Raw genomic sequence first — 13,812 nt, forward strand, 5'->3', positions numbered from 1 at the left:
ACCTCGCCTTCTATTCCAAAACCCTCATTTTACTTTAAAATTACGCTTATTATTTTATCCTATTTTGATAAAAAATGCAGGTCTGCTTACCTAAAAAATAACAACTGCCTTCATCAATAAACCGCAAAAAATAAGGCTGAGAATCATTTCTCAGGCCTTTTGAATCCAGAAATAATTGTATTTTCAAAAATAAAGACGGCATTGTTAGAGAGTATTATTGAGCTTGATTTTTACCGTCCGAATCATCATCTTTTCCTCTGTCAAGTCGTTCTCGAAAAGGAAACTGAGGGAGGTTTTGAACTAGTTTGGTGCGCTGATTGTCAACAAAATCAGCTTGGTTCCAAAAAACAGAAATAAACTGACTGGCAGATTTTAATAAAACAGCCTTTTGAGCCTGCCCTAAGCCTCTAAAAGATTGAAGAACCGTCGGCAGTTTGGCCGCAGAAGACATCTTGAGGTCGTCTATACTTTCAATTCCCGAATCCATCAGAGTGCCAAACAAGGTATCAAACAAGATCTTCAATTCACGGTTAGACAGAATTTCAGTCCACTCTTTAAAGGTCTTTTCAAGGGTATTGCTAAGTTCTGTCGGCTGATTGGCTGTCAGAAAATCACCCGTAAAGTCCACTTGCCAGTTGGTGGTTTTGTGCTGAGAAATGCTAATGCCGCTGGACTGGACAATCTTTACAGGAACATCAAGGTAAAGCATCACTCCTACAATTGAATCCTGCGGCCTAATGACTGTCATTTTTGAGCGCAGTTGCTGATAGCCAGCATGAGACAGCTGGTTTTTCATCAGCCCAGGCGAATCCAGCAAAACCAGCTCTGCTATTTTCCCCTGCAAAAGGTCTGTTAAATGAGCTGCCGCATAAAGCGCCAAGTTACCGCCCTTAGAATGGCCAGAAATAACGATCTGACCTTCCAAATCAGGCAGATAGCGCTTGAGGTAGGAAATGGCCGAGCGATGAGCAGGAATCTCTCGCATATAGGTCAAACGAAAATCTTCCTGCCAGCCTACCAAGCTGTCATCTGTCCCTCTAAAAACAATCTGATGATAGGCAAGTTCAGGCAGACTGAAAATCATAGCGGCAAATTGCTTTTCATAATCGGTATCAACGTCATTAATATAATGACTGAGTTCTAAATCGGCAAACCGTTTGCTCTTAATCATAGCTTCAAACAACTGTACACGTTCTTTAGTCATGGTGAAATTATAAGGCAGATTAGTACTGCTGCTATCTGAATAATGGCTGAGCAAGTGTTTAAGCACTAATTTTTGATGCAAATCAAAATCCTGACTTAAGAGTTCACCATAGAAAATATAGCCAATTTCATTGAGACAGGTTTTATCCAAAAGATTGAGCGGAAATTCCTCAAAAGTCTTATCTTTAACTGTTAGGATGTAGTCGTAAATATTAGCCATGAAACCTTCCTTTTTCTATCTTATCCCGTCAATTCTACCGATATTTGCCTGTTGCGTCAAGAACAAATATGATATGATAAAAGAAGCTGATTTATCAGAAAGGATTTCTATGTCATTCACTCAAATCTACCGCAGCCTTCTGGCCATTATTGGTCTTATAGGTGTTTCTATTCAACTCTATCAAAACGGATGGGGGATGCTGCTCTATTATACTGTCTTATCAAACATCTTGGTTTGGTCTTTTCTGTTTTATCTGGTTATCTATGAGCAAAGGCAGGGCGATATTAATCAAAATCAGCATCTCCTTTGGTTTAAGGGCGGAGTGACCATGTCTATTATGATTACGGGTGTTATCTATCATATCTTATTAGCTCCCAAGGTATCGCAGAGCCATTTTTGGACGGTTCAGAATATCATTGTTCATTATATCGTACCGTGGGCTTTTGTTGCTGATACGCTATTTTTTGACCTTAGAAAATCCTATCGCTGGTTTCTTCCTCTTGCATGGACTTTAATGCCTCTTCTTTATTTTGGCTTTGCTCTCATCAATGGTCTTATCCTAAAACTGCCAATCCCTGGCTCCAAAGACAGCCCTTTTGCTTATTTCTTCATTAATGTGACTGATTACGGCTGGGGAACTGTTGGATGCAATGTTATTCTAATTACTCTTGTCTACACCTTGGTAGGTTATCTCGTTTTAACGCTTAAGCGCTTTGTGGGGTATCGTTCTCAATCGAAAAAAGTGTGAAAACTCACGCTTTTTCTTTTTGTTTTCAAGATTTATTTGCGGTTTAATCATTGGACTTTTTTAGATAGCTTTCATATAATGAAAATAATTTAATAAAAGGAGGAAAATTTATGTCTTTAGTCGGAAAGGAAATGGTTGAATTTTCAGCCCAAGCTTATCATCAGGGAGAATTTGTCACGGTTAGCAATGAGGATGTTAAAGGGAAATGGGCAGTCTTTTGTTTCTATCCAGCAGATTTTTCTTTCGTGTGCCCTACTGAGTTAGGTGATCTTCAAGAACAATATGCAACCTTGCAATCTTTAGGTGTGGAAGTTTATTCTGTTTCAACAGACACCCATTTTGTTCACAAGGCTTGGCATGATGATTCAGATGTCGTTGGAACGATTACTTATACCATGATTGGGGATCCTTCGCATGTTCTCTCACAAGGATTTGAAGTTTTAGGTGAAGATGGTTTAGCACAACGTGGAACCTTTATTGTAGATCCAGATGGAATCATTCAAATGATGGAAGTTAATGCTGATGGTATCGGTCGTGATGCAAGTACCTTGATTGATAAGGTTCGTGCAGCTCAATATATTCGTCAGCATCCAGGCGAAGTTTGTCCTGCCAAATGGAAAGAAGGAGCTGAAACTTTAAAACCAAGTTTGGATCTTGTTGGTAAGATTTAAGGAGAAACTATGGCATTAGACGCAGAAATCAAAGAGCAATTAGGACAGTATCTTCAATTACTTGAGTCTGAGATTGTTTTACAAGCTCAATTAAAAGATGATGCTAATTCTCAAAAAGTTAAGGAATTCCTCCAAGAAATCGTTGCAATGTCTCCTATGATTTCTTTGGAAGAAAAGGAACTTTCGCGAACACCTAGTTTCCGCATAGCTAAAAAGGGGCAAGACTCTGGTGTTGAATTTGCTGGTTTACCTCTTGGTCATGAATTTACTTCGTTTATCTTGGCTCTCTTACAAGTTTCAGGGCGTCCGCCTAAGATAGAAGCTGATATTGTCAAACGCATTCAAGCTATTGATAAACCTATGCATTTTGAAACCTATGTCAGTTTGACTTGTCATAATTGTCCAGATGTTGTTCAGGCCTTCAATATCATGTCAGTTGTTAATCCTAACATTTCACATACAATGGTGGAAGGTGGCATGTTTAAAGTTGAAGTCGAGGCTAAGGGAATTATGTCTGTGCCAACTGTCTATAAAGATGGAACAGAATTTACCTCGGGGCGTGCTGGCATAGAGCAGTTACTGGATTTGATTACAGGTCCCCTTAGTGAAGAAGCTTTTGATGATAAGGGAATCTTTGATGTCCTTGTCATTGGTGGCGGTCCTGCTGGGAATAGCGCAGCTATATATGCTGCAAGAAAAGGTGTCAAAACAGGACTGTTAGCTGAAACCATGGGCGGTCAGGTCATGGAGACGGTTGGTATTGAAAATATGATCGGTACCCCTTATGTTGAGGGCTCCCAATTAATGGCTCAGGTGGAAGAACATACCAAGTCCTATTCTGTTGATATTATGAAAGCCCAGCGTGCAAAATCTATTAAGAAGAAAGATTTAGTTGAAGTTGAGCTTGATAATGGAGCTCATTTGAAAGCAAAGACAGCTGTTTTGGCCTTAGGTGCCAAGTGGCGTAAAATCAATGTACCCGGAGAAGAAGAACTCTTTAATAAGGGTGTCACCTATTGTCCACACTGTGATGGGCCGCTTTTCACTGATAAAAAAGTGGCTGTCATCGGTGGCGGCAATTCAGGCTTAGAAGCAGCTATTGATTTGGCTGGATTGGCTAGCCATGTCTATGTTTTAGAATTTTTGCCTGAGTTAAAGGCTGATAAAATCTTACAAGATCGTGCAAAAGCTCTTGATAATATTAGCATTCTAACCAATGTTGCAACGAAAAAAATTATTGGTCATGACCACGTGGAAGGCCTTCGTTACAGCGATCGTACAAGCAATGAAGAACACTTGCTTGATTTGGAAGGTGTTTTCGTTCAAATTGGTCTAGTTCCTAGTACCGATTGGTTAAAAGATAGTGGACTGGCGCTCAATGAAAAAGGTGAAATCATCGTCGCTAAAGATGGCGCAACCAATATTCCGGCTATTTTTGCAGCTGGGGATTGCACAGACAGTGCCTACAAACAAATTATCATTTCCATGGGTGCTGGAGCTACAGCAGCTTTAGGTGCCTTTGATTATTTGATTAGAAATTAAGCAAGTAGATAATAGATACCATTTATAGAAGTCAATTGTTCAGCAAGTCTGATTTAGAGTCTGAAACGCTCTATCCTCAGACCGCTTTATTGCTAATTTTTTCGCTAAATGCTTCTGTTCAAAACAATCGAAAAATTTTGACGTTACTCTCAATTAAAACCCCTTGGCTAATAAAGCCAAGGGGTTTTTTAGTGCTCATTTAATAAATCAAATCGCTATAAGTGCCGCCTTTCGGCAAAAGCTTTTAAACCGTGACAATCTTGCTGTCTGCTGCTGCAGATGAACTCGTCTGAGTAGTTAAGGCAAAGTAGGCTGCATTCAAATTATCCAATGCTGTATCAATAGTCTTTTGATCTGAAGCTGCATCTATGGCTTCCTTTGCTGCAGTGTAGGCGATTTGGTAGGCTGAGACTAGGTTATTATCAGCTTTTGAATAGTCTTTTGTTTCTGTCGCCTTGCTAAGCTCTGCTATTTTTTGGCGCAGAACCTCTTTATTGACCACATCAAAGGTAAACTCACTGTTTTGAGTGATATCTTTTTTATTGTCTGATAAGAACTCATAGCCATCAGCTTCAAAGGTATAAACCCCATTTTTCAAATCAGCTACATAAACGTCTTTATTGTAAATCGCACCAGCTAGTTCTGTTTTACTGCCATCTTCAGCCACAGCATAGACTTTGACGCCCTCTCCTAATTTTTGATTGAAACGAACTTGAACAGTGCTTGTTTTTGCGATATCTATGGTAAAGAAAACACCTTGAATAGAATCATCAGCCGTTAGGGTTATTTTTTTGGTTCGGTCGCCAACTACAGTTCCCCAGTCCGTGTTATAACTGACCAACTCAAAGGTATAAGTGCCGAATGGAAGAACAAGATTATCTAACATAGGCTGTCCAGTCGCTGCATCAACATAAAAGTCGGCAACAACCTGTTTACCATTACTGTCAGTCACACGGTAGGTAAATAGAAATGCGCCTGCCACAAAACTTTCACCATTAGTTAGACCAACTTGAACAAGTCCAGAATTTACTGGAACAGATGTTAAACTATCCAAAGTTCTATAGCCAGAGTTCCCAGCATAGTCGGTAACAACATGATAAACCTTTGATAATTCCACACCTTTTGGAATCGTATAAGTTCCGTTGCTATTAGGTGTTATTACTACTTTATTATCCGTCATTGTAACTGTACCCGTTGTGCTGTCAGTCGCAATATTGGTATAAGTGCCATTATCGCCTTTGACAAGGTAGAAGACTTGCTCACTTGCTATTCCTGATCCTGTATCTGATGCCGTATGAGAAGCAAAGGTAAAGCTGCCGTCTGCATTGCTGACAAGATTTCCAGTCGGTATTTCCGGAGCAACAGTATCAACTGCGATATTAAAGGTCATATTTTGTGTTTTGCTGCCTGGGACTCCTGAATTATAGGTCAGTACATACTTGTATTTACCATCTGCCACCGTTTGTCCTTGACTATTTTTACCATCCCATTTGGTTGCAGCTACGAGAGTGCTTTTTTCTTCACCTAGATCACCATAGCCAAAATAATTTTTTCTTCCACCGCCAGCTGTTGAGGTCCAGATAGGATTTTCCAAGTTAGCATCATCTGCTACATAAACAGCTGCGGTAAGATTACTATAATTGCGCAGGAATGTTCCGCGCAGGGTCAGACTGTCTTGGTTGTTGTCAGCATTCGGAGAAATAGCCAGCTGAGTCTTGCCATTACTGTCTTGATAAAGCGTCCAAGTACCGTCTGCGTTCGCATGGCTTCCCAAAACTTTAGTGGTCGCTACAGGTGTATAGGTTTGACTGTAGAGTTTGTCTGTGCTTTCCGTCATTAGAGCCGTATAAGTCGCTTCGTCAGCAAAATTACCATTATTGTCAATAGTGACATAATTACCTGGTTTGCCAAATTCTACTAGGTCATAAATAGATTCTTCGAGGACAGGCAAATTGTCAAAATCACCACGAAAACCAACATAAGGGATAGAAACAACATCTGCGCCTGTCATCGTATCAAGGAAACGCACAAATCCTTCCAAATAGTAGCCATTAGGCATCTGGTTCTTCAAGGCATTGGCATATTCGGATGCGTTAACTGAAATTCTGACAGTTGTCGTACCGTTAGCTGGAACAGTGATGGTTTGTCCCGTAATTTCAGACAGAGCTTTAGGAGTCAGGGCGAAATGCTGACCATCAGTGTTATCTGTATTCAGATTGGTCACATATTTCAAGCTTTTATCTTCATTGGTGATATTATGAACCACTACATCAAAACCAAAGGAATCCTCAACCTCACCTAGGGTGATACTGCCGTAATTATCCGCACCCGTCACATACAGGCCTGTCGAAGTCGCCTTATCAAGATTAATGACTCCTGCACCCTGCTTACGCGGCGACGAATAAGCGTTGGTGGTCTTATCATAATGCGGATCAGCCGTACTCATCAACAGATTTTTAACCAAATCGCTCAGCTGACTGCCTGTAATGTTGGGGTAATTTTTCTGAAGGTATTCTTTGACAATGGCTGCTGCTCCTGCTACATGCGGTGAAGCCATACTGGTCCCGCTCTTATCAATATAAGCGTTATCATTGGCTGCCGCATAGATTATACTCCCTGGAGCTGTCAGATCTGGTTTTAAGTAACCATCAGCTGTCATTCCCCAAGCTGAAAAATCGGATAAAGAACCCGCTGACCAAAATTTCCCAAAAGCTTTAGAATCATCAAAAACTAATTGGTGTTCTCCAGAGATAAGAGTCTGTCCTGCTTCCTTACTGATAAAGACAGAGGGGATGGAAACCGCTGATTCATCAAGAAACATTGAATAAACGTATTCATCAACATTATCAAAAACAACCACTCCGACGGCTCCCTTAGCCTGCGCATTGAGCACTTGTTGATTGAAATCTAAATCACTGCGTTCAATCAAGGCTACCTTACCTGTCAAATCCAGATTAGCCAATTCCTTGACTGTTCCTTTGCCAGCATTAACATAGTCATAGGTTCCATTTTTAAATGCGGCTAATTGAGTAGTTCCGCTGGTATCATAAGATGTCGAGTAAACAGCCTTTGTTTCCGTTCCATCACTGTTTTTGATGGTAAGAGCATCCCGCACTATCTCGTCGGTATTAATGGAAGCTACAGAAATCCCATCTTTTGTTGTTGAGGGGCTGCCTACAACACCGTAATCAGGATTGGTTGTTAATGGTGTAGCAGCACCAGCACTATAATAACCATCATTACCAGCAGACATAACGACAGTCACACCTGCTTCCTTAGCTTTTTGAATAGCTGCTTTGAGACCATCTCCAACTTCACTAGTTGACCCACCTGCACCTCCTAAGGAAAGATTAATAGTATCTGCTCCTAAAGCTACAGCATCTTCAATAGCTTGGATGTAGTAACCAGCATTGCTGCTTCCATTACGATCTGAAAAGACTCGCATAAGCATAACTTGAGCTTCTGGCGCAACCCCATAGATAGACAAATCAGTAGCTTCGTCTTCATCAGTGGGATTTCCTGTCGCTATTGAAGTTACGTGCATGCCATGAGAAGAAGATTTTGTTTCTTTAATCTCTTCACTAACATCATAGTAGTTATGAGCATAGATAACCTTGTTGTTGTACCATTTACCATAGTCTATACCTGCTGCAGCTTTAGCCATTTCCAGCTCCGTTTGATTTTGGTATTTAGCCTTTGAGATATCTGTTAAGCCTAGCATCTCGTGATTAACATCCAGTCCTGTATCAATAATTGCTACAACTGTCCCTTCCCCTTTATAGCCTTTTTTCCAAGCATCTGTCGCTGAGATTATGTTAAGATTAGACTGAGAAATCTCTCCAGAACTTGGCTGCTCTGAGGCTGTATCACTTGTTTCTTGGGTCTGAGAAATGGCAGAGCTGGAGCTGTTTGCTTGACTCTCTGAGCTGGCCTGACTCTTATCTTCTTGTTCTTTGGAACTGCCGCTATCTGCAACATCTGATTGAAGCTGACCTCCTTCTGAAACGGTTGATTTAGCCGCCTGCTCCGTTTTAGATTCTATTGCTTCACTTGAACTTGCTAAATCTGTCTGAGATTCTGATGAAACAGTAGATTGCGTCTGAGAGTTAGCCGCATTGCTTACTTCTGAAAGTGAGGCTTGAGGCTGATTGTCGCCTGCAGCATTCACCTCTGAGACCGAAGAACTAGGCTGCTCTTTTGCACTTTGACTGTTAGAACTATTTGTGACCTTATCTGTCTCCTGTACTTGTTCAGCCTGTTCTTGTTTGACAGTTGAAGTATCAGTTTGCACAACCTGCTCTGTGCTTACCGCTGCCTTTGTATCAGTTTTCAGCTCTTCTGCAGCCGCCTGCGGTGCTGTCATCAGCAAAAAAATTGTTCCCAATAAAACAGAAACTGCTCCAAAAGTTGATTTTCTCAATGAAAAACGTTGTTTACTATCCATTGATTATCCCTCCTCGTTAAAAATTGTATTAAGATAGTATTATTATCGCACAAAAAGATAAAAATAGCAAAAATTTTAAATGCTTTTAGTTTTTAATTTATATATTTTTAATAAACCTAATAAAAAGGCATAACTATTACGCAGTTAATAATGAAAATAAAACAGTCTAGGATAGGCCTTTCACATACTTCTTGATAGCTTTCATACTTTAATATTGGCAGTCACACGAAAACAATTGATGATGCGATAAACTCATATTAGATATTCCATATCCTTGTTTTCTACCATCTTTTTCAATTTTCCATCCTAAAAATATCCTCTATAAGTAGATAAATAACAGGATAGCCAGAAGCATTTTAGGAAGATAAGACGAACGACTGAGAGCATGATGAAAAAGAGTAAACTGTTCATCAGACATCTCTGTGCTCACTTTTTCAATGGTAAAAACAGCATAACTTGATGGTAAACATGATGACAGCTCTAATGCTAATATCGTTTGATTTGTGCGATAGCAAATGTGCATGGAATCCTTTCTAAATTGATTGAACGGACTCTATAAGAACTTGTATTCATAAGAATTTTTGTGACAGTCTGCCTTATACTCAAAGAAAATCAAAATTAGACGAGGCGACGAAGCGCAGACAGTACTGGAGTACGGCAAGCTGAAGTCAACAAAGTATAGTTTTGATTTTCAAAGAGTATTAAGTGGTGGGGATGGCAGCGACCGACTGCGTCGTTCCATGCCTAATTTTCGAGCCTAAGGTCTCGAAAATCCCCACGATTGTTGTCCGAAACGGGCAACAATCTCATCACCACGGCGGCAACTGTCGTCTTAGCGACCTTTCGGTCGCTTTTTTCTACCTATATCATTCAGATGAATTTTGTGAATACAGGTTCTAACTCTTTCCAATGCAAAAAGCAACAGCCGCATGAATTGCATCCCAATCGTTAGATTTTGTGTCCAACTTTTGGGGTGCAGTCCGCAACCATTGCTTTTTTCTTGGATTAAGACACTATTGTTCAAAACTCTTTGTTATAGTTGAGTTGCCTTTCCTTTATCATCAAGTTGGTAGGTATGTCCGTCATAGTTTAATGTCCGATTAGTCCAGAGTTCACCAGAATCTGGGTCAAAATAGTATTGACTGCCATCAATATCAACTAATTTACCTTTGACTTGGATACCAACACTGGTTGTCGACTTAGATGAAGCGCCATTATCTATTTGTCCAGTGCTGTAATAATAGGTTTTTCCATTAAGCACTTGCCAACCTGTTAAGACTTTGCCATTTGCATCCATATAGCGCCATTCATTCTTACTTGGATCTACTTGATACCAACCGTTAGATTTGAGTTGACCTGTAGTCTTGTCAAAGTAGTAAATATTATGATCAATACTAGTCAGTCCTTCAGCACGAGTATAGGATGGTCTGTAATTTTCGGATCTACTATTTTCAGGCTCAATAGTGTAGTAAGTTTGGCCATTTTTTTCGTACCAGCCCTGTTGGAGCTTGCCATCAGAACCGAAATAACCAACCTTATTTTCATAATATGGATTGTAGCCAAATGTTAAGAGGCCGTAGTTGACGAGTTGATCTGTAACAACTTGGTCATCTTCTATGAAGTAATAGTCATCCTCCACAGAAATAGCCTGTGAGTAGTTACTGGAAACAGACCGACCGCCAGCTCCAAAGTAGTAGAGTTTACCATCAATGGTTTGGAAACCTTGAACGCCATAGCCATCTTTACCAAAGTAGTAGGTACTGTAATAGTGACTGCCCTTAAAACCGTAGAGATAGTGATCCATGTCCAAGATAATTTTATCTCTAACCATTTGTCCGGTTTCTTTATCGAAATAATAGTTCTTATGATTGATAACAGTCAGGCCTTTGGCATAATCACCATTTTCCAGCTGGTAATAAGTCTGTCCATCTTCCTTGGTAATAAAACCATAGTTTTCCTGAACTTTACCATCTTGTCCTAGGGTGTAATCTTTTCCATTGACAGTTACTGTTTGATTTTTCAAAAGTTCACCGGTGTTAGGATCAAAGTAATATTTGGCACCATCAATAAGCAGCATTTGTCCTTTAATTTGCCCAAATCTAGTCCGATGATCATTATAGAAAGTGGTATCATCTAACTTAGCAAAATAGTAAGTCTTGCCATCAATATTTTTCCAGCCTTCAGCTAATTGTCCATCCTGATCTGCATAGTAATAACCTTGATAATTATCAGTGGTTACTTGGATAAAGGAATTTTTAACTGGACGGCCATTATCGTCTAAATAATAGTAACCAGCTGAACTACCATCTAAACCTTGTTCTTGCTGATGGTAAACAGTGTCTTTGTACTGACCGCCGTATTTTTTATCGAAATGATAAAGTACACCATCAATGAGCTGGTCTCCTGTGACTGCCTTACCATCTGCCCCAATGTAAAGCCATCCTGTCTGATGAGCGCTTCTCTTTATGTTAGTTGGATAGTACTTATCCAATACAAAACGGTTGCTGACAGTTTTGCCATTCTCATCATAATAGATAATATCGGCCTTGCCCTTGGTAAATTCTCTGCTGACTTGATCACGGTACTGAGCTGTTTTGGCTGCTCCTCCCTCTAGGAGCACACCCGTATCATGATCTGTTGCAATGTATTTCCCATTCGTATCGTAGCCTATTCCTTTAAGCTGACGACCATCCTCATCAAAATAATAATTAAAGCCATCAATAGTTTGGTAACCGGTAACTAATTGCCCACTATCATTTTTGTAATACCAATTATTATCTTTTTCGTAGAAACCTTGAGATGAACTAGCTGCTTCTTCTGTACCAGTCGTTTCCAGAGGTGTCTCGCTTTCAGTTTGAACCTGATTTATTTCAGATTGATTGGAAACGGTTTCGCTTTCTGCCGTTTCTTTAGCTCCATCAGAGGCGCTCGTCTCACTTTGCTTAGTCTCAGGAGTCCCTTCTGTTTCACTTGTTAGGACTTCCCTAACATCTTGAGAGGCAACTGTGTTAGATGTGGTTTCAGAGTTACTGTTAGTTGAAGCATTTTCTGAAGAGACAGTAGCTGCATTTTCATCATTGATAGGAGTTTCGGTTGTTTGCTGAATATCTTCAGTCGTGTTGCTGACTTGCTCAGAAACTAGTTCCGTATCTGTTTCTGTTTGCGTTTGAGAGACTTCATCAGCGGTAACAGTTGTACTCACAGAAGCAAGCACTGTAAGGACAATAGCTGTCCCCATAATCGTTACCCAATGCTTTTTAACTTTGTGAAGTTTGAAATGCGTAGAAAGTTTCATTTTAAAGTCCTCCTAATATTACTTTAATAATTTTACATCTAAATTGTAGAACTTTTTTAATAAATTAGCAAGTTATTCCCAAAAATGAACTTTAAAAATGCAAGAAAAGTAACTTTATCTAATTTTTGTTTTTTAAAAAAAGACTTGGGAAGCAACTGAGAACCTGTATTCACAAAAAAATGTTAAACTAAAGATATGATAAGAAAACCGTATGATACCGATTTAGAGGAGGTGAAATCGATATTATTTCACCAACGAGCTAGTAAGGTTTTTAGCCAGCTTCATAGAGCTTGGCGTAGAAAATCCAGCATTAGCGGATTTTCTTAAGACGTTGCCTAATCTGATTTTGATTTTCTTTGAGTATTAATTTTTAAATATAGTTTGTTTAAAAACCATTGCATATCATTAAGAATTTCCATATATGCTTTATTGTTGAAGTAACTATGTAATCCTAAATCAAGGTAGATATTTCAATAATTCTATAATAAAGTTATGGTTCTACCACTTCTACATCTTTAAGCTTGAGTTTTTCTGTATTATCCAGATTATAATAAATCCAAAGATATATAACCGAGTCTGATCCAATCTTTATTTTCTCAACCTGATCCGGATATTTGTCTTTAATCTTTATAGCTTTTTCTGGATTAAACTCTGTTACACCCCATGCAGGATCACTGTCCCCCTCCTGAAACATTCGGATTCCATGAGATGAACGACTTTGTGATGCATCACAAAACACAGTTTCCTGCCCATTGTATGAAGCAGATGGATACCAGTCAGCATGATAGAGGAGGTCTCGCATTCCAAGATAAAAATATCTGTGATCCTGTTCGGCAAACTCATATGCCGTAATCTCATTTCCTGTACTCACAAAAACTTCATGATAATCTTTCAAATCAATACGTGCGATAGGCTTGTCCTTAGATTTCACAAGAGATTTTTGAATTAGTTTTTCCAGATCATCACTTCCAAAATCTGTAAAATCATGATTGTAGCCAGAAGTATTTACATTTTTCCCAAGTGCAGCATAAGGAGAAGATTTATTTACCTGATATGCCATTAATGCGAATGTTACGATAAAAATAGAAATGATAAGCAGAATTGGTAAAAATAAAATCTTCTTAGAATTAATTTTCTGTTCCATCTGTAAAATCCATCTTTCAAAGACGATTAACAGAAAGAAAGAAAATATAAATCCAATGATAGCAAGAATATTTTCCATCACAAAACGATGCGATACTACACCGGCAATCATTGAAAAACAACAAACACTAGAGAAAAAGAATAAAAGCCCCAGAATAATACGTTTCACCAAATGACGATTTCTTTTCTTCCTACCCTCTTTATTTTCAGATGACAATGACTGTTTATTTTCTTCCTGCATACTTAATCCTCCAATTTTTAATTCATTTTTTTATTCACAATCCATTTCTATTGATCAATTCAACTCAATCATGTCTAGAGGTTGGGACAAAAGTTCCTAGGATTTGTCATATATAGCCATTCAGTTTTTCTTTTATGACTTCGTTAACTCGCTTTGCTGTACTTTTTGAGGAAAGGCAAGCTTCCTTATTGCCATAACCTCAAAAGCTCCCCGGACCTTTTGAGCTACCTGCTGCTCGTTGTCTGATACTAAAAGTAAACTAAAAACTGTAATTGACATATCAAATTGAGTGAAGGTCAAAAGGA

Annotated in this window: 8 protein-coding genes; 3 read left to right on the top strand and 5 right to left on the bottom strand. The window is 39.1% G+C overall.

Annotation, left to right across the window (positions count from 1 at the left end; genetic code table 11):
* Positions 1-214: 214 nt before the first annotated feature.
* Complete coding sequence (locus ACVRZ8_RS01255; RefSeq protein WP_447447508.1) at positions 215-1,423, bottom strand: Mbeg1-like protein; 1,209 nt, start codon at positions 1,421-1,423, stop codon at positions 215-217.
* A 109-nt stretch (positions 1,424-1,532) separates the two neighbouring features.
* Between ACVRZ8_RS01255 and ACVRZ8_RS01260 the strand changes: the two genes are divergently transcribed.
* The 3 genes from ACVRZ8_RS01260 to ahpF all read left to right on the top strand — a co-directional run bounded on the left by ACVRZ8_RS01260 (position 1,533) and on the right by ahpF (position 4,384).
* Entirely contained in the window at positions 1,533-2,171 is a 639-nt protein-coding gene (locus tag ACVRZ8_RS01260) for a Pr6Pr family membrane protein (RefSeq protein WP_447447552.1), read from the top strand.
* 110 nt (positions 2,172-2,281) lie between these two features.
* Entirely contained in the window at positions 2,282-2,842 is a 561-nt protein-coding gene (gene ahpC, locus ACVRZ8_RS01265) for an alkyl hydroperoxide reductase subunit C (protein WP_151416236.1), read from the top strand.
* 9 nt (positions 2,843-2,851) lie between these two features.
* Complete coding sequence (gene ahpF, locus ACVRZ8_RS01270; RefSeq protein WP_447447509.1) at positions 2,852-4,384, top strand: alkyl hydroperoxide reductase subunit F; 1,533 nt, start codon at positions 2,852-2,854, stop codon at positions 4,382-4,384.
* 244 nt (positions 4,385-4,628) lie between these two features.
* On the opposite strand, the gene ACVRZ8_RS01275 is transcribed toward ahpF, so the two are convergent.
* The 4 genes from ACVRZ8_RS01275 to ACVRZ8_RS01290 form a co-directional block, all read right to left on the bottom strand.
* The gene (locus ACVRZ8_RS01275; protein ID WP_447447510.1) at positions 4,629-8,828 is read right to left on the bottom strand and encodes a S8 family serine peptidase; all 4,200 of its coding nucleotides are present in this window, start codon (positions 8,826-8,828) and stop codon (positions 4,629-4,631) included.
* A gap of 319 nt (positions 8,829-9,147) precedes the next feature.
* Positions 9,148-9,351, bottom strand: coding sequence for a hypothetical protein (locus ACVRZ8_RS01280; protein WP_447447511.1), 204 nt, complete (start codon positions 9,349-9,351; stop codon positions 9,148-9,150).
* A gap of 510 nt (positions 9,352-9,861) precedes the next feature.
* Positions 9,862-12,123 (bottom strand): KxYKxGKxW signal peptide domain-containing protein, encoded by a 2,262-nt coding sequence (locus ACVRZ8_RS01285; RefSeq protein ID WP_447447512.1) that lies wholly within the window; start codon positions 12,121-12,123, stop codon positions 9,862-9,864.
* Between the two features lie 490 nt (positions 12,124-12,613).
* Positions 12,614-13,507, bottom strand: a complete 894-nt coding sequence (locus tag ACVRZ8_RS01290; RefSeq protein ID WP_447447513.1) for a hypothetical protein — start codon at positions 13,505-13,507, stop codon at positions 12,614-12,616.
* Positions 13,508-13,812 lie beyond the last annotated feature (305 nt).

It is taken from the genome of Streptococcus dentiloxodontae (assembly GCF_053206925.1).